The organism is Candidatus Hydrogenedentota bacterium, assembly GCA_012523015.1.
GTDB lineage: Bacteria > Hydrogenedentota > Hydrogenedentia > Hydrogenedentales > CAITNO01 > JAAYBJ01.
Genome location: JAAYJI010000312.1, coordinates 1 through 20,595, shown reverse-complemented (window position 1 = coordinate 20,595; position 20,595 = coordinate 1). Strand labels below are relative to the sequence as shown.

At 50.4% G+C, this 20,595-nt stretch carries 19 protein-coding genes; 10 read left to right on the top strand and 9 right to left on the bottom strand.

The window, feature by feature from the left end:
• Positions 1-41: 41 nt before the first annotated feature.
• Positions 42-650 carry a hypothetical protein gene (locus GX117_13605; protein ID NLO34366.1) on the top strand — a complete coding sequence of 203 codons (609 nt, stop codon included), beginning with the start codon at positions 42-44 and terminating at the stop codon, positions 648-650.
• Positions 651-653: 3 nt separating this feature from the next.
• Here the strand turns inward: GX117_13605 and GX117_13600 are convergent, their stop codons facing one another.
• The 7 genes from GX117_13600 to GX117_13570 all read right to left on the bottom strand — a co-directional run bounded on the left by GX117_13600 (position 654) and on the right by GX117_13570 (position 9,508).
• Positions 654-1,025 carry a hypothetical protein gene (locus GX117_13600; protein ID NLO34365.1) on the bottom strand — a complete coding sequence of 124 codons (372 nt, stop codon included), beginning with the start codon at positions 1,023-1,025 and terminating at the stop codon, positions 654-656.
• Between the two features lie 33 nt (positions 1,026-1,058).
• Positions 1,059-2,615: a hypothetical protein gene (locus GX117_13595; GenBank protein NLO34364.1), complete on the bottom strand. Its 1,557-nt coding sequence runs from the start codon at positions 2,613-2,615 to the stop codon at positions 1,059-1,061.
• The gene (locus GX117_13590) at positions 2,608-4,821 is read right to left on the bottom strand and encodes a tetratricopeptide repeat protein (protein ID NLO34363.1); all 2,214 of its coding nucleotides are present in this window, start codon (positions 4,819-4,821) and stop codon (positions 2,608-2,610) included. The genes GX117_13595 and GX117_13590 overlap by 8 nt, the downstream gene beginning before the upstream one ends.
• A 71-nt stretch (positions 4,822-4,892) precedes the next feature.
• The gene (locus GX117_13585; protein NLO34362.1) at positions 4,893-6,149 is read right to left on the bottom strand and encodes a DUF1015 domain-containing protein; all 1,257 of its coding nucleotides are present in this window, start codon (positions 6,147-6,149) and stop codon (positions 4,893-4,895) included.
• 68 nt (positions 6,150-6,217) lie between these two features.
• Positions 6,218-6,976, bottom strand: coding sequence for an FKBP-type peptidyl-prolyl cis-trans isomerase (locus tag GX117_13580; protein NLO34361.1), 759 nt, complete (start codon positions 6,974-6,976; stop codon positions 6,218-6,220).
• Between the two features lie 145 nt (positions 6,977-7,121).
• Entirely contained in the window at positions 7,122-8,819 is a 1,698-nt protein-coding gene (recJ, locus tag GX117_13575) for a single-stranded-DNA-specific exonuclease RecJ (protein NLO34360.1), read from the bottom strand.
• Complete coding sequence (locus GX117_13570; GenBank protein ID NLO34359.1) at positions 8,816-9,508, bottom strand: (d)CMP kinase; 693 nt, start codon at positions 9,506-9,508, stop codon at positions 8,816-8,818. Before GX117_13570 ends, recJ begins: the two co-directional genes overlap by 4 nt.
• Before the next feature lie 330 nt (positions 9,509-9,838).
• Between GX117_13570 and GX117_13565 the strand changes: the two genes are divergently transcribed.
• Positions 9,839-11,548, top strand: a complete 1,710-nt coding sequence (locus GX117_13565) for a hypothetical protein (protein ID NLO34358.1) — start codon at positions 9,839-9,841, stop codon at positions 11,546-11,548.
• Here GX117_13565 and GX117_13560 read toward each other — a convergent pair.
• A complete protein-coding gene (locus tag GX117_13560; GenBank protein ID NLO34357.1) occupies positions 11,527-12,744 on the bottom strand; it encodes an aminotransferase class I/II-fold pyridoxal phosphate-dependent enzyme in 1,218 nt (405 codons plus the stop codon). The genes GX117_13565 and GX117_13560 overlap by 22 nt on opposite strands.
• A gap of 176 nt (positions 12,745-12,920) precedes the next feature.
• Complete coding sequence (locus GX117_13555) at positions 12,921-14,447, bottom strand: hypothetical protein (GenBank protein ID NLO34356.1); 1,527 nt, start codon at positions 14,445-14,447, stop codon at positions 12,921-12,923.
• Positions 14,448-14,757: 310 nt separating this feature from the next.
• On the opposite strand from GX117_13555, the gene GX117_13550 reads away from it, so the two are divergent.
• The 8 genes from GX117_13550 to GX117_13515 form a co-directional block, all read left to right on the top strand.
• A complete protein-coding gene (locus GX117_13550) occupies positions 14,758-15,144 on the top strand; it encodes a prepilin-type N-terminal cleavage/methylation domain-containing protein (protein NLO34355.1) in 387 nt (128 codons plus the stop codon).
• A 46-nt stretch (positions 15,145-15,190) separates the two neighbouring features.
• Positions 15,191-15,718 (top strand): prepilin-type N-terminal cleavage/methylation domain-containing protein, encoded by a 528-nt coding sequence (locus GX117_13545; GenBank protein ID NLO34354.1) that lies wholly within the window; start codon positions 15,191-15,193, stop codon positions 15,716-15,718.
• Positions 15,718-16,176 carry a hypothetical protein gene (locus GX117_13540; protein ID NLO34353.1) on the top strand — a complete coding sequence of 153 codons (459 nt, stop codon included), beginning with the start codon at positions 15,718-15,720 and terminating at the stop codon, positions 16,174-16,176. The genes GX117_13545 and GX117_13540 overlap by 1 nt, the downstream gene beginning before the upstream one ends.
• Positions 16,173-16,934: a prepilin-type N-terminal cleavage/methylation domain-containing protein gene (locus GX117_13535; protein NLO34352.1), complete on the top strand. Its 762-nt coding sequence runs from the start codon at positions 16,173-16,175 to the stop codon at positions 16,932-16,934. The genes GX117_13540 and GX117_13535 overlap by 4 nt, the downstream gene beginning before the upstream one ends.
• The gene (locus tag GX117_13530) at positions 16,921-17,871 is read left to right on the top strand and encodes a hypothetical protein (protein NLO34351.1); all 951 of its coding nucleotides are present in this window, start codon (positions 16,921-16,923) and stop codon (positions 17,869-17,871) included. Before GX117_13535 ends, GX117_13530 begins: the two co-directional genes overlap by 14 nt.
• Entirely contained in the window at positions 17,861-19,354 is a 1,494-nt protein-coding gene (locus GX117_13525; protein ID NLO34350.1) for a pilus assembly protein PilM, read from the top strand. Before GX117_13530 ends, GX117_13525 begins: the two co-directional genes overlap by 11 nt.
• On the top strand, positions 19,344-20,453 hold the full coding sequence (locus tag GX117_13520; protein NLO34349.1) for a type II secretion system protein M: 1,110 nt from the start codon (positions 19,344-19,346) through the stop codon (positions 20,451-20,453). The genes GX117_13525 and GX117_13520 overlap by 11 nt, the downstream gene beginning before the upstream one ends.
• Positions 20,454-20,595 (top strand): hypothetical protein (locus tag GX117_13515; GenBank protein NLO34348.1); only part of this gene is annotated, 142 nt, incomplete at its 3' end.

Below are 20,595 nucleotides of genomic sequence, written 5' to 3'. Positions count from 1 at the left end.
ATGCAGCACCATAGACTTTGTTTCCCCTCGGAAATGTGCTCATGCTCAATACAACAGTAATTGTATCGGGATTGCCACGGAGCGGCACATCCATGATGATGGCCATGCTGGGTAAAGGCAGGATCAGTCTTTTAACCGATGATCAGCGCCCGGCAGACCGGTTTAATCCCGGCGGCTATTATGAATATGAGCCTGTGAAACGACTGCGGGAATCTCAAGACTGGCTGCCCCTCGCTAAAGGACGAGCCGTCAAGATCATTTCTTTCCTCTTGCCTGCGCTGCCGCTTACGCTCCCTTGCCATATTATTTTTATGGAACGGAGTTTAGAGGCCATTCTTGCGTCGCAGCGGAACATGCTGGGTCAAGGGGACAGCACCATAAACGCTTCTCTTGCAGCTGACGGTGCGGTGCACAAGGAAGATCTGCCGCTGCTCACACTCTATCCTAAACACCTAGATTCTATACGTCGGTTGTTACGGAGTCGTGCCCACACGCACTGCTTGTTCCTGCACTATGAGGCGATTCTTCGCGATCCCCTCGAAGCGGCACAACGTACCGCTTTCTTTCTGGATTTCCCAATGGATACGCAGGCTATGGCGTCTATTGTGAATCGGTCTGCAACTCCAGAAGCCGTAGCGACGCAGCCATAAATCCTATGCGAATATATCGCCTTTAAATTCCAGACCGCAGTACAAGCATTTTTTGAGCCGCGAATTGGAAATACGGCCGCATTGAGGACAGCGTAAGGGATGGACGCTCATCTTTCCGTCGCGCTTACCGTCGCGCATGTCTACTTCCTGTACTTTCCGCTCCAGATCTTCATCACTCAGATTTAAACGGTCTCGGATAAGTTCCCACATTGCCTGATTGAGCAGTGTCATCCGCTCTAATTCGTCAATTAAATCTCTCGTCTGTTTCTTGACTTTGTGGGTTGCCGGAGTCGGCGGCGAAACACTACCACCGGGAATGGAGGTAACGGAGGGCTCAGGCAGATTTCTTAAAAAACGACCAAGTAGAGAGATCATAGCGTCAATTCCTATGTTGAGATACCAGTCAGCTCAGTATGACTCAAGCATCAAGGCTTTTTCAATCAACGGAATGAGTACATCAGCGATAATCGTTGCTTTTTTTTCTATCCCCGGACTACGCAAGTGGCAGATATCTCCAAAAATGGTAACGCCATCGCGCATCTTCTCTTCAACAGGGATATAAAGAAGCGCCTCCCTTTCACACAACCGGCGCAACGCCTCGTTATACAGGGATAGCACGTGTCTATATGCTTCAAAATTGGAGTAGCGTCCTGTCCATTCCATAACAGTATAATATTCATAATAGTCCCGTTCCACGGGGGACAGACTGTCGGGATGGGGAGCAGCAAAACTGCATATCACTGTTTCCACGCCATAATTTCGGGCGTATTGACTCATATACGCCAGATTCGTCATGGCGGAGGCTTCGATATCATGCTGAATGTCTGCTGTGTCCGGCAATAGATGATGTCCTAAATAGCGGCAAAAAAAACGAGATTCACGGAAGCCCTTTTGTAAAATATTATGGCGCTTCTGCCACAATGGAAACAGATCATGGCAAATATCGTTGACAGCGTTATAGATAACAAGGAGGTCGGGCTCAAGGGCAAGATAATCGCCCATACGCAAACGATGCTTAATCGAGTTCATTCCCGACAAACCGCAATTGATCACATCAATACGGTTGAAATTAAAATGTTGGTTCAACAAGGTTTCCAGAATACTCGGATAGGTTAAATCATTTTTCAGACCTTCCTCCGTGGTTGAAGCGCCAATGCAAAGAATTCTATAGGTGCCTGCAGGTTTGGGCACCATAATATCTGCATCACGAAACCCCATATTATTAATTCGAAACTCTTCGAATATACCAAGAGCATTGATTTTATAGTTTCCTTGTCCATGCTTTTTAAAGGTAAAAAAAGGTAACTCCCATATATCGTTGGATTCTGTCGATTGCAGCGCATTTTGTCGGGAAAAGATCAACCAACGTCTGGACATTGTTTCATCGGAAGTCGTATCAGGAAAAAGACAGTATCCCGCCCCAAATCGTTGCGGTGCAGCATAGACACAATGCATCGCGCTTAAGTTCCCCGTATTTTCTGTTATAAATCGGCGGAGCAGATCCTGATCCGATTCCGGCAAATAAGAAATGACAGCTTCTCCTGAGGGAAGCTCGAAATCGCAAAAAGCTTTTTGCGCTCGATTGTCTTGATCAAGGGACAGAATATTTAAATCGTAGACATTTGAAAAGGCTGATTGAAAAAAAAGATCTTTTTGATCCAAGAAGACCGGGAAACGCCTTTGAAGTTCCTCTTCTGCAGTAGGCTCTGCCAAATTCACCTTTGATTTTCCCTGACCTCGGAAACGGTCTCGTAACGCGGTGTCTCTGAGATATTCGGAAAAATCATTTTCCGGAATCCTAGGGATAGGCCATAATTCCTCGTGAACACGGGAAGCAACAAAAGGGTTGTTGCTTGCAAGGGAATTCCACTTCCAACGGAACCAAGACTCACCTGCCAAAACAACGGGTAAAATCCAAAGAAGAAGTGCAGCCAGAATAAAAAACAGGCGTCTCCCCTTATTCATGAGATCTGCTTTCTGCTATCTCTTTTTCCAACTCCTCAAGCCATTGAAAAATCCGTATGTCCGTGTCGCCCTGCTGAGCTGCCTTACTTAAGGATTGGTGGGCGGCCCCGTACTGCTTTAAGAAGCCTTGTGCCCGGCCTAGTAATGCCAGACACCATGGATCATCAGGAAGTAATTCCAAGGCTTGAAACATTAAATCGACGGCTTCCGAATAACGACCCGATAAAATGAGCAATTCTCCGTAATTGCTCAGACTCCAAGGGTAATCATGGGGATCAATAGCAACAGCATGGCTAAAGGCGTCCATCGCCTCTTCCTGCCGATTTTGTTCCTTATATGCCATCCCTAAATAGGACCACGCCCGCGCGTATTCAGGATTAATGCGGAGCGCATTTTGGGCAGCTGCTACAGCGCCGTCAAATAAGGCGGCACGCCAATATTCCAAAGACAGTTCGGCAAATTCTTTTGGCGCTTCTGAATCGGCAGGCTCGAGTGGAGCATAGGCAGGGGTACGGCTGCTTCGTTGAACGCGATACAGGATAACCCGCTGAATACCACCAAAGATCATGGGCGTATAGGCAAGTCCTCGTTCAGCCAACGCATCTTCAAAGCCTTTGATCGTTCCTTCCGTGAAATAATCAGTTTGGATAACCACCCAAACCGATGGCGTCTTTGCCGCACGGGAGCGAAGCGGGAAAGACGGATCTAAAAAGAAAGCCGTTTTTTCCGCCAATATCTCATAAGTGGAACCGTAACATACAATGTTGGGCAGAGGCCCCAAGTTGTATACAAATACGCGTTTCCACAACCAATTATGAGCAAGTATCAAGTCATCTTCGTTGGCATTATCACGAATTTCCTGAGAGGCGCCCAACCAGTTTGGATGCTGCGCTTCCCCTTGCATCAACATTTGTTGATAACCATAAAAGAGTACCAACAGGACAATCGCTGTGATACGCAACCGTCGCCAAGGCAAAGCAACGATCGCACATCCAAGCAGTAAATAGAGGGCGAGGGAGGCATGAACGGTATAGCGCGGCTGAAGGCAAGGCCGCCAAAGCAGGGATATCACAAATAAAATAAGAGGCGGCAAAATCAGCCACAAAGACAAGAAGAATTGAAAGATTTCGCGGCGGCGCACCGAAGTCTCGACTTTCTCGGAACGGCGGCGTGCCTGATACCAACGGTAAAGGGCTAGCACCCACAGACCGGCAACACTCACCATAGTGGCGACGAGCATCAAGTCTCCTATCGGCCAACGCCACGAGGCAATCAAAAGACCGGCGCGGTGACCCACCAAAGCTTCCAAAGCGTAGCTGGAGGCATTGAGCTGAAAAGTGGTACCGATAGCGTCATCAGTAAAAATATCATGGATCAACTCCCTGACAGTCGCTAAGCGCAGCCACGTATCAGTGCTTTCTTGTCCCCAAAATTGTATGGCAAGTACCCACAGGACTGCAGGCAAGACAAGGACTGCGGTGAGCGCGCCCCATTTGAAGGCGCGCCAAAAATCGCGTGGTCTGCTCATAATCCAGAAGAGCCCCATCACAACAGGCAGAAGCAGGGAAAAAGGATGGGTCCATGACAAAAGCAAGATGCTGAGTCCATAGAGAAACCACCACCTATATTTTTTCTCTTCCTCTGTATAGAGGCGGCAGAAGGCATAAACGGCAGCAAGCGCCAAAAGAGTCATCAACCCGTACATACGGATTTCTTGCGAAAATTGCACATGAATGGGGGACAGGGCGAGGCAAAACATGGCGATGAGGGCAACCTTTCGATCGAAAAGGTACACGCCCAAAAGATACAGTAAGGGCAGGATGAGCAATCCCAAGAAAATAGATAAGAAACGCAGCGCCAAAGGCGAAGCATGAACCCACCGATTCCAATAGTACTCCATCATCAGATACAGCGGCATGGCGGCGGGATCCACCAATCTATTCTGTTTTAGAAATATATCGAAAGTCGGAGAATCGGCACGGATTACTTCTTGGTTCCAGCGCTCAAAATAAGGAGAAGATTCATATTCCACAGGCGCTTTTAAAAAGGCGACGGTAGCAAATTCGTCCCACCATACGCTTTCTTCAGTGATATTGATGACACGAAGGGCAACAGCCAGCAGAAAGATCAAAGCGAATACGACCTTTCCGCGCCATGATAAACCCGCGTTCTTATCGATATTCCTTCTCTCAACGCAATCATTCATGAAATCATCCTCCTTTTCAGGAAGAAACTACTTTAATAAAAGCGGGGTGAAAATCCGCGGCTCACCACACTTTAGCTGAAAAGGTGCATTACTGCGCCTGAAGGCAGTTTAGGAAAGAAATAGGTTGATTTCTGGGGCATAGGTTCATGAGCTTCGGCGCAAGCGCGTACCTGCTCAGGCCGTGTTGAACGCATTAGAAAAGCAAAACTCCCTTTGCCCTCATCCACCAGTGCCGTGGCCGTATGCATATCTTGTTCGTAGAAAAGTGTTGTCGACGCAGGAAGCTCTAAAAGGCGATCCAACACGCCTTTATGCAGGACAGCTACATCCAGATTGCACCACGCCGGGTGTCTATCGGAGTTTAGCAAAGCCTGACGCTTCTCTTCTTTCAACGTCAATAACCGAGCGCCCTGTTCCCGGGCATATACGGCCAAGGTACAGCCGGCAGCGGAGCTGTCTGAAAGCTGGTCTTCGACCTCAGCCAAAGATCCTTCCGTAATATCAAACCACGGCTCTAAGCGGGAAACGAGTTCTTCAAAGGACAAGCTAAAAGATGCAGGAACTATCCGATGTGCAGCATATATTTTGAGTCCCTTATCTTCGAAAGGTACAAAACCGGCAAGAACAAAGTCTTGAGACCCCGCTTCTTTCCCTTCTGCACGACACGCATCCCGATACAGGCACGCAGTCCGAAAGCGATGATGTCCATCGGCGATATAAAGCACTTGGTCTCTAAGATGCGCTTTCAGGGCATCGGAACAGGGAGCACGCCAGACTTCATGGGATGAGCCATCTGACGTGTTCGCGGTAAAGGCCGGCGACGGCGGCAGCGCATCAAAGAGTTGATCTGTCACGCGAAGGCCGGTGTCCGTATACATCAAAAAGATAGGTTCCACATTTCCTTGCACCGCGCTCATGAGTGCCAGACGATCTTCAACGGGGCGATCGAAGGTATATTCATGACCCAAAACAAACTTCTCATCCTGTTCAGGCAGCCGTAACAGCGCGAAAAATCCACGGCGTTCAAAATACGCGCCATCAAGCCCTTTAAAACGCTGGCGCAACACGTAGATGTGGGCGTCTTCGTCTTGCTTCAACGCGCCATCCTGCCTCCATTCCGTCAGAACGGCAGCGGCCTGCGCATAAGGCGACAGCGTATCCGTACCTGTAGGCAGCATGAGATGGGTCATATTGTAAGGGCTTGACGCTGCCAGTTGCGCCCTTTCATCCTTATTGATTACGTCGTAGGGAGGCGTCAGAACATTATCAAGGGATCCTGTTCTTTCGGCATCAAAGACATAGCCTTGAAAGGCGCGAATTTCAACCATGAACATGGGTCTCCATTAGGAAATTGTGAAGAGGCTTACGCCGAATTATATAGCGCTGCACGAAAAGATTATTGAATAATCGTGCTCTGATTTAAGCTTTGCTGCTCAGGCAGAATTTCAAGAAGTTCCACCTCAAATACGAGCAGAGAATTGCCGGGAATCCCCGGGCGAGGCTGGGCGCCATAGGCGAGATCAGGCGGAACAAAGAGTTTATACTGAGCGCCGACTTTCATCAGCTGCAATGCTTCTTGCCAGCCTTCAATAACGCCTTTTACCGGAAACTCGGCGGGCGCGCCCCGTTTGTACGAACTGTCAAACTCTGTGCCGTCCAACAAAGTGCCGGCGTAATGGACGCGTACCGTCGCCGAAGCTGACGGCGTCTCTCCTGTTCCTTCTTTCACTACAATATATTGTAAACCGCTATCGGTCTTTACAACATTGGCTTCTTTCGCATTGGTTTCAAGAAATGCTTCCGCCTTTTTTAAATTCTCTGCCGATTGAGTCTGCATTTCTTCCTGCATCCTTTCTTGTTGTTTTTGCATTTTTCCCTGAAGAGATTGCATCGTTGCAAGCAATTCTTCTTCCGACAGCGCGGGCGTACGTTCCGCAATCACGTCTTCGATAGCGGCGCTCAAAGCGGCGGTATCGATTTCGATGTTAAGACTTTTGATGGAGTCGCCCAATTGCAAGCCCACAAGATAGCTTTCTTTAGCGGTCTCCGTGTCCAACACGGCTTTGCTCTCCTCCGCAAAGGCTGCTGTCGTAAGCACAGCGGGAAGGAGGAAGGTTAATGCTGTCAAAGCAACAAGAAGGTGTACTGATTTCATGTGCGGTTCCTTTTGGGGTGGATTGTGTCATAGATCAAAGAGAGTATCTGTCATTGTGAGAAATAGGGAATGTTACCCGGTCGTATACGCCAATACCTTACCTGTTCATAGGCTTGTTACGCAAATTTTATACGCCTTTTTAATTTTATCGGGCGGCACACATATCTTTTATCGTTAATTGGATAGAAGTCTCTCCTCTGAAGGTATTTACAAAAGGAGAAAAAACAATATCCAGTTTTTCGGGAAATTCTTCCGTATAAAAGCGTTCCGCCATGCCAAATGCCAACGCTGTAAATACAGTATCCCCTTGGCGCACCATAAATTTGAGGTGTTGTTCATTCAATAGGTGCATGGATTGGGGTACAACGCTTACGCCGACTGTACAGAATAAAGGCTCCGGATTACTCTGCCCAAAAGGCTCCAATTTGTGGATCTGCCTCATGAAATCGCGGTCGATTTGACTCAAAGCAATGCACGCATGGACATTCAATATAGGTTCGGTCTTTTTTGAACCAAGCTGACGGCGTGCTTCTTTTTCAAAGGCATCACGAAAGGCGTCAATGGCTTCGGGTGCAAGGGTCAATCCTGCCGCGGCAACATGTCCTCCGAAAGTGATTAAATGCTCGGAACATGCTTCCAATGCTTCAACCATGTTGAAGCCCACATTGCCTCGTGCTGAGCCATGAAATAAGCCATCATCTCCGAGACAGCAAATGATCACCGGAAGAAAATAACGGGCCTGCATACGTGAAGCTACAATACCGATCACCCCTTGATGCCAGTTTTTTTCCGCCAGCACAATGGAGCGTTGCTCATCATTCCAAAAGGCGGCGAGAATCTCTTCGGCTTCTTCAAAAATACGCTGTTCAATACCTCGTCGTTTTTCATTGGTTTCGTCCAGCTCTTCGGCAAGCGCATCGGCTTCATCTTCACGCTCCGTCATCAATAGTTGCCACGCTTTATGCCCGGTCTCTAGGCGTCCTGCGGCATTCAATCGAGGTCCCAGCTGAAAAGAAATTTTTTGAGAACTTACTTCGGCAATATTAAAATGACCCGCCTTTGCAAGACTTTTGAGACCTATACGCTGATGCTTGATCATGTGTCGAATGCCAAGGGCAACAATGACGCGATTCTCCGCAAGGAGCGGCACAATATCTGACACGGTACCCAAGGCGGCAATATCCAGATCGTGGGGAGTGCCGTTGAGTGCTGTCGCCACTTTTAAAGCAACGCCTGCGCCGGCGAGCATGTGGGCGGGATGGGTCGGATCATCTTGTTTCGGATTAATCACCGCCACAGCGGCGGGCAATTCCTTTTCTAAGCTATGATGATCCGTAACAATGAGATCCAGCCCAAGATCACTGGCGCATTGCGCCGCTTCATGGGCGCTGATTCCATTGTCCACCGTGATGATAAGATTTACATCTTGGTCTTTTGCAGCACGGACATGTTCGGGCGAAAGCCCATAGCCTTCAGCGAAACGATCGGGCATGTCACAGTGAATCCGGTTAAGACCGAAGCGTCGCAGTCCCCGTTCCAAAATGACAGAGGCACTGATACCGTCCACATCATAGTCGCCAAAAATTAATACGGACTCCTGCCGCTTCCGAGCGACAAGAATCCGATTTACAGCCTCATGCATCCCTGTCAAGTCAAAGGGATTGGTCAATTGTGCCAGGGACGGGTTTAAAAAGTCTTTTATTGCCGAGGCGGAGCGTAAATTCCGCTGCGCCAGCAGATGAACAATAATCGGCGGAATGCCCAATTCTTGGCTTAACGCCTCGGCTTGTTCATGATCAAAGGAAGGAAGGATCCAACGGTAGGTGGCGGCAGCAAAACTCATAGCCGTTCCTGCGCCAAACGAACCAATTCCGCGACAACAGCTTCAAAAGAAAGAAAAGTTGTATCTACAACAATAGCATCATCAGCCTTGCGAAGCGGAGAATCAGCCCGGTTTAGATTATGAGCGTCCCGTTCCTTTATTTCTGCTAAGAGCCGAGAGAAATCCACTAATTTGCCCATTGTCTCCAATTGTCGAGCGCGCCGTTGGGCACGACACGCCGGATCTGCATCGAGATAAATTTTACAGCGCGCTTGCGGAAACACAACAGTACCAATATCGCGCCCTTCCGCCACTGTGGGACGACGACAGCCAAATTCACGCTGTAAGGATACCAGATGACGGCGTACTCCGGGAATTTGATCCAAATGAAAGATCGAGCGTGTTACTTCTTCACTCCGGATAGCATCGGTTATTTCCCGACCCGACACAAAAACCCGCAAACAATCCGCTTCCTCGCGCAGCTCCAATGCCATGGCACGGGTGGACGCTTCCAGCGCTTCCGCGTCGTCCAGTGGCACGCCTTGCGTCAGTGCCAACCATGTGGCGGCACGGTACATGGCGCCTGTATCTAAAAAAGCAAAACCCAATTCGCGCGCTGTTTGACGGGATACACTGCTTTTGCCGGCGCCGGCGGGACCATCAACGGCAACAATTTGTGTGCCGCAATGTTGTTTTTGTGAAGTTGTCATGAATAAAATAAAGCCCCCCTTTGGGGAATGTGCGTAGGGTGAAACAATTCACGGATTGAACCGCCATCAACCTCTACCTATCTTAAATAATACCATAACTTAAGGCTGGCACTCAATGAAAAAGGCGGATGGCGGACTCAAGGTTGAAATGCAATCGGTCCAAAAGAAGAGGACATCACAGAGATTTTTGTCTGGAAGTGAGGCGCGTTCTCTCGTCTTCATAATGTAGGCTTGTGTCGATATGATATACTTTCTTTTCTTTCATCCGAAGCCATTTTAGATTTATTGAAATGGTTTTTTCTGCACTCAACTCATTGCTTGGAGGTGCTTGTGATCTATCTGGGCATCAGTGAAGATCTTTACGATGCTGGCGTGACTTTGGTCGAAGACGGGGAAATTATTTTCGCCGTCAATGAGGAACGTTATTCCCGCCGTAAAAATGAAGGCGGTTTCCCTCACCAGTCCTTAGAAGCGCTTTTAAAATACACAGGTGTTGCGCCCTCCGCCATTGACGGGCTATGCGTCTGCGGCCATATGACGCCGCCCTTGCTCGTGCGGCTCTTTCCATTCCTGCATAACTGGCTTTTCAATGCCTTCCGCAGCAAAAAAGACACGCTGTTCAAAAGGCTTTTAGATCTGGTCATGTTTCATACACCTGTGTCTCGGACACGGGAAGATTCTCTCTTGCGCCGTTTGTCTATGTCTATATTAGCACCCGTATTTCGACGTGAACTGCCGCCGGCGCTGCGCAAGATTCCGCTTCATTTTGCCGAACATCATCGTGCTCATGCGGCCGGCGCTTGGTTCTGTTCGGGATTTGAGGAAGCACTCTGTCTGACCGCAGACGGTATGGGCGACGGTCTGTCCATGACCGTGTCCCTCGCCCATTTGGGCAAGACCATCGAACGGTTGTGGACAGCGCCTACAGACAGTTCTTTCGGTCTGTTTTTTGAGGCGCTGTCAGAAGCCTTCGGTTTTGTACCATCTCGTGATGAAGGTAAAATTACAGGGCTCGCCGCCGTTGGAGACGCGTCACGGGTACAGGAACCTGCGCCTTTTTCCCTAGTTGACGGCGAACTGCTTTATACCGGACCCGTAGGCCGCAAGCGTGTCGCATGGATCCGGAACGAATTGTTGCCCCGTTATGGCAGGGACGACGTCAGCGCGTGGGCACAGGAGCTTTTAGAGCAATTTACGCTTGCCATTGCACGGCATTGGATCGAGAAAACGGGAGTGCGCAGTGTGGTTGCCGCAGGCGGCGTTTTCGCCAATGTGAAACTGAACCAGCACCTTCATGAAATGACAGAAGTAGAAAGGCTTTTTATCTTTCCGAACATGGGCGATGGGGGATTATCATTGGGCGCCATCTGTGAAAGCCAATCCTTGCAGCCCCGTCCTATTTCTCATGTTTTCTTAGGCGAATCCTACGACGATGCTGCCATCAAGGCGGTGTTGACTGAGAAGGAGCTCCCTTTTGAATACGTGGCTGATCCTGAAAAAAAAGTTGCCGAATTGTTGGCGCAGGATCATGTTGTGGCGCGCTTTGCGGGCGCCATGGAATGGGGGCCCCGCGCTTTGGGCAATCGTTCTGTTCTCGTGCGTGCTGTAGATGCGGAAATCACGGGGCGTCTAAACAAGATGTTAACGCGCAGTGATTTCATGCCTTTTGCCCCTGCCCTACCCGCGGAAGATGCCGCGTTGTATTGCCATGACGTGGAAGCGGCGCGTTTTACAGCAGAATTTATGACGGTTTGTTTTCGCTGCACGGAAAAGATGCGTCGCGACCATCATCCGGTAGTCCATGTGGACGGAACCGCTCGCGCCCAATTGGTGAACAAAGACAATAACCCTAGTTTCCACCGCATTTTAACGGAACTGAAGGCTTTGGTGGGCAGTGGTGTTGTTTTGAATACGAGCTTCAACATTCATGAAGAGCCCATCGTCCGCACGCCGGAACAGGGGGTCAATGCGTTTTTGTCGGCGGGGATTGACTATCTGTGCATTGGCAATTATTTGGTTCAGCGCCCGGAGCGATCTTGAATACGGCTTACAAGTTGGTTCAGTGTTTTTGCTACCTGCTCACAGGCTTTCTCTTTGATCCCGTCGAACATGGGCAGGGCGATGGCACGTTCCAAAATGGTGTCGGTGTTTGTGCAATCCTCATATCCGAGCTGTCGCGCGCAATTGTCCATAATTTCGTTGCCCACACCGGCATCAATTCCTTGATACAGTAGTTGCCGGCGTATGGGCGCTGCGGGACAGGGCAGACATACGACATAAAAATAATTTGTAGATTCTGTTCCCGCCAAGATCCGCTGCGGATGGATGTCACGGATCAGCAATGAGTTCAATAGTCCTGCCCGTTGATAGCGCAGGGTGAGTCGTTCTGCGAGCGAGTGTAGTTTGTTGAGCCCCAATCTTGCCTGTACGGCACTGTAGCGTTCCTGTCCTTTACGTTTTTTTTGGGAGCCCCGATAGAGGCGATTCATGAGCGGCTGTAAGCGCGGTGACGCTAACATGAACAAGGGGGGATAGGCGAGTCTGTATCGAAACATCCGTTGTTCAGAACGAACGGCTTTCATCTTTTTGAGAAGGGACTGATTCCCTTCGGGCTGAGACAGATTGAATTCTCTTGCCTGCTTAAGGAGTTCCGGGTCATGGGATACAACGAGTCCGCCGCCATAGGTGTTGACTGTTTTGGTAGTTTCCAAGCTGAAAAACGCGGCATCTCCCCAAAATCCGGTTGATCGTCCAAAAACGGTTGAACCCAATGCGTGGGCACAGTCTTCTATTAAATAGAGTCCCCGTCGAGTGGCGAGTTCACGAAGCCCTTCGATATCGCAAGGGGCGCCAAAAATATGGAGTGCGAGGATGGCTTTTGTTTTTGAGGTGATCCGCTGTGCGACGGAGCGCGTTGTGATGTTGAAGGTGTCGGTGTCAAGGTCTGCTGGGACTAGGGTAATGCCCATGGCTTGAACATCGGTCAACATCTCGTTCAGCGTATAGGCGGGAACGATCATTTCATCGCCGGCACCGATTTTGAAATATTCTAGGATTAAACGCAGCGCTTGGCGTCCGGAATTAACTGCGGCGACGCCGGGTAATCCGAGTATACTGGTGACGCTATCTTCAAAAGCGTGGACGGGTTCTTTATCGTCATTGGGCGGATTTTTTATCCATCGGAGTACTTGCGCATATTCACCCGGATCCACATGTACCCAACGTCTCGGTATCATTGTTTCCTCCTCTGCTTACGTTCGTGTGAGGTCTCGGAAATATATATTTTCACAGCTTCTATTCCTCAACATAATACTATTTTACAAAACGCACAGCTATAAACGAAAAAAAATACAGCGGGGTGCAGGCAAAAGTTTGGCGTCTTCGTTTAAATCGTAGACGGCGCGCGTTATTTTTATGGTTGAAAGTCGATTAGCCGTGCCTTATGGGGAGGAATTCGCAGAATTGGAAAGGGTACATTTTTCGCGTCGCGACGGAAGAGCGCTTCCTCCTGAGGTCGGTGCCGCTGATACCACCATGCCCGGGTAAGCCGCTTCGGTATCGAAAACTTTGGGAGTGCCGGATTACTTACATATACCTCAAAGGAATCTGTGTTGTATTCTTCGATTTTTACGGCTGCCGACGGAAGTACGGGCAGTTCTAAGAGGCTTTGTACGGGTAAGGCACGGCTGAAAGGCGTGTCATACCGTATGGCTTGAGAATACATAAGGGGTACAGTGCCGACATAAGAGATATTGGGGAGCAAGCCGATCCATTGTCCCGGATGTTGTTCCACCGTTTGCTGGGCTGTTTCTTGGAAACTTTGCACGTCTAAACCCGCCTGCCGCCAATGCCAGTTGACCCAGCCTTGGGAGAGCATGGCCGCCACACAGAGGAGCGTTGAGTTGCGCACCACCGTGGACCGCCACCGCTCGCTGCGCATGAAGACATGGAACATACTACCCAGGCTGAGCGCGAATAAGGCGAGGAGCATCACCATCCTGCCGCTTCCCGATAGATGGACAGGATCCACCGCTTCGCCGCCTTGCAGCAGGTGGAAGGCAAAAGTTGCGAGCACACCGAAGGTGACAAGAGGATCTTTTATGTTGCGGAGCAGCCGTGTCATTAGGTAGAGGAAAAGGATGAAGCACAGTGTAGTAATAAGCAGATGGTTGGCAAAGAAGGCGATTGTGTCCGGCAGCATGCCGATAGGATAGACGATGAGAAACAAGGACAAGACAATTTTATCGGGCAGCCATGCGCCTTGGACAGCCCATTGACCGCTGATTAAGAATGCGCTGATACCGATGATGAAGATCGCCCACAATACAGGCTTGGCATGCTCTCTTTTTCGATAGAAACAAAAGTCGAGAATTATCAAAACTAAAAAGAGGGGTATCATGTCGGGGAAGCTCAAGATAAGGGCGAGGTACGCGACAGGCGGCAGCCAACGGACAAGGGTTGACGCCGAATCTCGGCAGCGTGTATAGAGGAGCAGCAGCAAGAGCGCGCAGACTGTGGGCAATAAAAATTGGATACCGCTGAGCGTAAGGACGGCTTCGGTCTTGAGGGGATGGGCCATGAAGAGTACGGCGGCGACGGATCCCAGCCACCAGGGCCCTCTGCCCAGTACGCGGCAAAGGATGAGTATGAGTACCATGCACAGATAGAGGAGCAGCAGATTTGTGAGATAATAGAGCCAACAGTGTGTGGAAAAAGCGGCGATCATGGCGGAAAATAAACGTCCCGTAACGGCGCCGAGCAAATCGGGACGTGTCAACGCTGCAAAATCTTTTCCTGTCGGTTTGTTCCCTACGGTCCACCCAAAGACCAAGAGCAAATAGAAGGCATTGGTGATGAGGAGCATCCACGGCTTGCCGGTTCGTCGCTTAAGTTGGTGTTCTTGTTGCGAGGTGTTTTGGTTTGCTGCTGTCAAAGCCATTGCGTTCTATCCTGAAGGTTCACATTGTTGGGAACCTTAAATCCTATAGTGTAACAGTCTGGACGCTTTTTGAGAAAATGCTTTGAACCGGCGCGCGCTTTGATAAGGGATCAGACTTGTTTCGGGTGTTGCGCCTCACAAGCGGTCTTGGAGGCATTTTTGTATTTCGGGGAAAAGAGTGCATCGCAAGGGGATATACGTTACAATATTCTTGTTGTCAAACAATTGGCAATAAAATACGTTAATTTTACATAGTGGTATAGGTTTACGAGAGAAAGATCATGATCTTTGTCGGCAATGGAGAGTATCCATGAAATCGAACAGTGGCTTTACGTTAATAGAATTGATTCTTGTCACGGTGATTATCGGCATCCTCGCCGGTATGATTACCGCGAATTACAGCGGCCGTGTCAGAGAGACACAGATCCGCGCTGCAAAAGGCGACATCGCTACTCTGAGCACCCAAGTGGATCTTTTTGCTTTGGACAATAACGACAGTTATCCGAAAACGCTCAATGATCTTGTTACGGGTAAACGGCGCTATATCCGCGAGTTAAAAATGGATCCTTGGGGCAATCCTTATATTTACAAGCCTCCGACAGATATCCTCCTCGCTGATTACGACATTTATTCTGCCGGTCCCGACGGTATTCCCGATAATGAGGATGACGTGACCTCCAGCTCGCCGCTGCCTTGATGGGATTCTTTCTTTCGCTTTTCGCAGAACAGCAGGAAGCCTTATTGTGAACCATGTTTCGCACCATATTCCGGGCGGGCGGTCCGCGTTTACGCTTTTGGAACTGCTCGTCGTGGTCGTCATTATCGGTGCCATTTCAATGACCATTGTGCCGGTCTATGTGGGGTCCATGAACGGGATTGAAATGCGCAATGCGCGCAACGATCTTCTCTCCGCTATTATCTACGCGCAGGAGATGGCTGTTCGTGAGTCTCGGGAATACCGTGTTGTCGTCAACATGAAGGAAAACCTGTATTACCTTGAATACCTCGCCGGGCTGGAGAAGGAAGAAAAAGTTTTTGAGCGAGCGACCCCGCCCTTAAACGAGAAACGGCATTTGCCGCAATTTTTGACGATTTCGAAGGTCAAGGGGCGGCAAAACAAAGGGACACGGGAACATTATATTCGCTGTCTGCCCAATGGCGCGAGCGACCAGGCGAGTATTGAGCTGACCGATGAACGGAGTCGTAACAGTCATTATGTGGTGGAGGTATCGGGACCTTTGGGGCAGGTGTCTCTTAAGGAGAAACGCTGATGTCCAGGGGCCGAAAAGGTTATATATTTGTGGAGACTGTGGTTGCCATGGCGCTGCTCAGCGTCAGCGCTATAGTCATCCAAAGTGCGCTGCGCCAAGGGATGCTGACGCGCCGTCAAGGACAGGACTATACCATTGCGCGCTTTCTTCTCCAACAAGTAACGGGAGATCAGGCGCTGCGTTTTCAACAGCCTGAAGGTTCCGGTTCCGGTCGTTTCGACGCGCCCTATGACGACTTTCGTTTTAAGTGGGATTTAAAAAAGGTGAGCATACCGCGTCCGCAAAATATCCATGCGTTGCCGCCGGAATTATATCAAAGCTTTGAAGACCGCATCGTAGATTACATGGGCAAGTTGACGGTGCGCATTGAGTGGCGACGCGGCGGTGTTCCCATGGAAACCGTGGGTGAGACCCTTTTGCGCCCCGACTTATTTTGGCTGCCCAAGGAGGAGCGGTGATCCCGGCGTGTTACAACAGAAAGACTGCAGTACCCATTGCCGCATGGCGTGCAGGCTTTACGCTGGTGGAATTGCTGGTGGCGACCATCCTATTAAGCACGGTTCTTTCCTCCGTGTATTTGCTCGCCCATGCTTCGTTGCGCGCATGGAGCGTAACGGAAGGCGGTTTCGATGTGTATCGGGAAGCGCGCAGTGCCTTCACCCTTTTCGGTCATGAATACAATAACATGACTGCCCGTGCCGGCCATCTTTTTGAAGGTGACGATCGATCCATTACGATGTTTGTGATTGCTCAGCCCATGGATTTGGATGAAGGTGAAGGGCGTCGGCTCATGCAGGTACGCTACAGCTACAACCGCAACAAACGCACCTTGGAACGGAGTGAGGCTTTGGTTCAGACTGCCTTACCGAAGCGCCCGTCTGACCCCAAGAAGTTTGATCGTGGCCGTGTTAAGGTGGGCCGTGCTTTTAAGGAGGTCATCGCTGAAAATGTGACGCGCTTCAAGATTCGCTATATTTGGGTTCCTGCGCCCGAGAATGTGAAGGACGACGAAGCGCCCCGTATTATTCCGCCTATTTATACGGATCGTCATCACAATTTATGGGGCTTGCCGCAGGGCGTTGAGTTGACCATAACTTTTCGTGATCCGGAAGATCGGAAGCAGACCTACACCCTCAAATCCACTTTTCCCACGCGGGGCGGTGCCCACCGCATGCAGAAAAGTGCGTTGGAGAAAATGATTTTTGAAGAGAATTAATTTCCATAACAAGGGTTTTGTTTTGGTCAGCGTTTTGTGGATTACCGCTATGCTGACTGCGATCACCCTTGGCTTTGGCCGCCGTGCCGTTCTTGAGCGCCGCGCCGCCGCCTACGCGCTGGATCAAGAAGAAGCGCTGATGATGGCCCGTGCTGCCGTGGACCGCGGTATTGTGGAAATGCATAATCGGGGGCTCATGTTTATGTTGCTGCCCCGCGAACTTCAGGGCGGCACCCACCTTGCGGAGTCTTGGGCGCAGCCTAAAGATCTCTTCGACGAGGGCTATTTTGAAAATGCCCAAGAATATGAAAATGATGAGGTGATCTATGTCATCACCGACGAAGAACGCTATATCAACATTAACACGGCTCCTATCGAAATTTTGGAAGAGATCGAATCCATGAGCCGCACCATTGTGCGCCGTGTGAAAGCACGCAGAGAAAAAGAGGTGCATGAAAAAGAGGGGGTAACGCCGTTTCAATCCATTGAGGAAATCCGCTATTTACGCGGTGTGAGCGAGAAGGATTGGTTTGGTGACCGCGACAAGCCCGCGCTAAAAAATATACTTACCGTATGGGGTGATGGTAAAATTAACATCAACACCGCCTCAGCACAGGTGTTGCATTGTATTCCCAAAGTGCGCAAACGGGATGTGGACACGATTTTGGCGTATCGAAACGGCTCGGACGGCGTGCCTTACACCTCGGATGATCTCGGATTCAAGAACATGCAAGACCTCGAAGAGAAGACGGGTGTAACGGTTGACCCGTCGGGACCGTTGAATACGTATTGCACTTGCATCTCCACTTACTTTAGGATTACAGGAGTGGCGACCCGCCGCCATGGTCGGATACGTGCTGTATGTTCCGCCGTGATTGGCTTAGATGAGGGTGTGTCCAATATTCTTGATTGGCAGGAGAAGACACTTGGCTCGTAAATCAGCTTATACCAGTATATTTTTGTTGGATGCGCGGGGCATTGCCGTGCTGCGCGCGAAACTCGTCGGCGGCAAAGTCAGTGAAGTGGCTTGGCATCAGCGTGAAGGAGAGTGGGCCGACACAGAATCCCTGTCCGCTGCACTTGCCGAATTCGTATCTGAAAAGGAGCTCAAGGACGACAGCTGTTATCTGATCCTGCCGAGGCGGGACGTGACCACGCGCTTCCTGACGCTGCCTTCTCATGATGCGGAAGAAATTGCAGGCATGGTGCGTTTCAGCGCGGAAGAATATGTGCCCTACACGGTGGAAGAGTTGATTATTGACCAATGCGTCTTGAATCCTCTTGAAAGCGGCGAATCCAAAGTGCTTGCGGCACTGGCGCATCATGAAATTGTGGAACGTCATATTACGCTTTTTTCCGAAGCGGGCTTACACGCCGAAAAGATATTTTTAAGCACAGCCTGCATGATGTCTTTGAACACCTTCGCTCCTCCTGAAGGCCGCTTCGCCCTGGTCAGTTTAGATGTGGGCGGTATTGAAATCACCGTCTTCGAAGAGCGGATGCCCGTATTCAGCCGCGGCATTGTATCCGCGCAAGACTGGGCGATGCTGGCGGAAGATCCCGAGCACGGCCGCGGTTCAGGGCTTCTCGATGCAGGGGGCACGGAAGAACTTGCCTCAGAGCTGCGTGGTTCCTTATCTGCCTACCGCCGAGAATCGGCGGACGGTCTCGGCGTTGATGATATCTATGTTGCCTGTCCCTACGCACAGATGGATAAATTCTGTGTTGCCCTCTCCGAACAAACAGGGAAGAACTGTCAGCCTGCCGCCTTTGCTTTGGACTTGCTTGATCGTGCCGAAGCGGCGGCGCTGCCCGGTATTCCCTTAGCCTGCATCGGCGCGCTCTGCGAAATTATGGGGAAGGCGCCTGCCACGCTCAATTTGCTGCCCGTGAGCGAAACGAAAGCGCGCCGTATCCAAGGTATGCAGCGTCTGGCACTACGGGGTGCTGTCTTCGCTCTCATCATTTGCATTGTTTTGGGCGGTCTTTATTTTCTCGCTTTCCAGCAGCGCCGTCAAATGATTCGGGAATTGGAAGCGCGCATCAGCGTTATAGAACCGAACGCACGGGGCATCGCGGAAAAAAGGGAGGCCCTCAACATCTTGCGTCGACAGGTCGACCGTAAAGGCTCGATCCTCGAGCAAATCGCCCGTATCGTAGACGCAGCGCCGGAGGGCAGGGTCAATTTCAGCCGTTTAAGTTTGCACCGCAACGATGGTATCGGCTTATGGGGCCGCGCCAAGGCGGTGACTGATGTGGCGCAATTCACCCAGAATATCCGCAGCTCCGCCGATCAATATCTGGAGTTTTTTGCCCGGGCGCGCAGCCTGTATGAACAACAAACCATGGAACAGGGCACCCAGGTATTCGCCTATCAGATCGAGGTTTCCGCCCTTGAGGAGGGTGAAGATGGGTTCTAATTTTATTCGCAAAATATTATCTATTTGGGAGAAGATCTCGGTTCGTGAACAGCGCCTCGCCCTGCTCACCTTAGCCGTCATCATTCTCATGCTCGTCGTAACCTTATACAAACGCGCCGTCGTCACCCTCGATGATATGGACATGGCCATTGCCCGTATGGAAGATGATCTGGTTTCTTATACGAACCAGATTGCCCATCGCGAATTGGTCGAATCTCAATACGCCAAGATCGCCGCCCAACATTCCAGTCAATGGACGGAAGCTGAAATTCATGATCGGCTAAGGCAAGAGATTTATCGGCTTGCGAGCCGTACGCCGGCCGATCTTGACGAAAACGGCATCCCTCTGGAAAGCGCCAATGAACAAGGCAATTTGGTTGAAGGCATTTCTTTGGGTAAAGGGAACATGGCAGAAGGCGGGCGAGGTTATCGAGAATACCGGATCAACGTGCGCATCCCTCCGGCGCCATTGGAAGACCTTTTGCAATATTTGGAGAACCTGCAGGAAAGCCCGCAATCCCTGCGCCTCGATGCGGTGGAGCTGACCCGATTGGCCGATAAGAATTTTGTGGGTGCCAGTGTGGACATTACGCGTATTGTTGCGGATGGCGCTTCCGAGAAAGGGACATCCGGCGGCAGTGACAGCGGTGACTCCGGCGGCAGCGATACCGAGGAAGCGCCGCTGCGCTTGGGGCGGATACGGCTGCAAGCGGGAGCGTGGCAATCTGATCACGCGCAGCTGAGCGATGCGGAAAGCGAGAGCGCTCACGGCGCGATTGAGGTGGTCGCCGACTCGGATAATGCGTCACTTTTCTTCTCTGCAATATTGCCGGGCGGTGATTATGAACTGATCATTGAAGCGGCAGCCGCCGAGGGAAGCGCGCAACTCGCTGTTGTAATGGAGGCCGATGATACAGTGCTTTCTAATGTGGAAACCGTTGAAGGAGATGGCAATTTAAAGCGTTATCAGATACAATTTACAGTGGCAGGTACGGAAGATGAGCAGGCCCATGTGAAATGCCCGCTGATCCGACTGTCAGAAAAGGGAACGACCCTCCATGTCGCCAACCTATTGATTCGTGCAATGACGGAGATGTAAATGGATCGTATTCTTAATATAGTCGCCGGCGGTATTTTGCTGTGTCTTGTGGCGGCGATTGCTTTAACGTGGATGAACAATCCCTATGACGCCCGGCGGACGGTCTTAAATGAGCGTCTCGCTGAAGCAGGACCTATGGAAG

Excerpts from the sequence above, each read along its gene's own strand:
- GX117_13605 (NLO34366.1), top strand. The coding sequence starts at position 42 with ATGCTCAATACAACAGTAATTGTATCGGGATTGCCACGGAGCGGCACA.
- GX117_13600 (NLO34365.1), bottom strand. The coding sequence starts at position 1,025 with ATGATCTCTCTACTTGGTCGTTTTTTAAGAAATCTGCCTGAGCCCTCC.
- GX117_13595 (NLO34364.1), bottom strand. The coding sequence starts at position 2,615 with ATGAATAAGGGGAGACGCCTGTTTTTTATTCTGGCTGCACTTCTTCTT.
- GX117_13590 (NLO34363.1), bottom strand. The coding sequence starts at position 4,821 with ATGAATGATTGCGTTGAGAGAAGGAATATCGATAAGAACGCGGGTTTA.
- GX117_13585 (NLO34362.1), bottom strand. The coding sequence starts at position 6,149 with ATGGTTGAAATTCGCGCCTTTCAAGGCTATGTCTTTGATGCCGAAAGA.
- GX117_13580 (NLO34361.1), bottom strand. The coding sequence starts at position 6,976 with ATGAAATCAGTACACCTTCTTGTTGCTTTGACAGCATTAACCTTCCTC.
- recJ (NLO34360.1), bottom strand. The coding sequence starts at position 8,819 with ATGAGTTTTGCTGCCGCCACCTACCGTTGGATCCTTCCTTCCTTTGAT.
- GX117_13570 (NLO34359.1), bottom strand. The coding sequence starts at position 9,508 with ATGACAACTTCACAAAAACAACATTGCGGCACACAAATTGTTGCCGTT.
- GX117_13560 (NLO34357.1), bottom strand. The coding sequence starts at position 12,744 with ATGATACCGAGACGTTGGGTACATGTGGATCCGGGTGAATATGCGCAA.
- GX117_13555 (NLO34356.1), bottom strand. The coding sequence starts at position 14,447 with ATGGCTTTGACAGCAGCAAACCAAAACACCTCGCAACAAGAACACCAA.
- GX117_13550 (NLO34355.1), top strand. The coding sequence starts at position 14,758 with ATGAAATCGAACAGTGGCTTTACGTTAATAGAATTGATTCTTGTCACG.
- GX117_13540 (NLO34353.1), top strand. The coding sequence starts at position 15,718 with ATGTCCAGGGGCCGAAAAGGTTATATATTTGTGGAGACTGTGGTTGCC.
- GX117_13520 (NLO34349.1), top strand. The coding sequence starts at position 19,344 with ATGGGTTCTAATTTTATTCGCAAAATATTATCTATTTGGGAGAAGATC.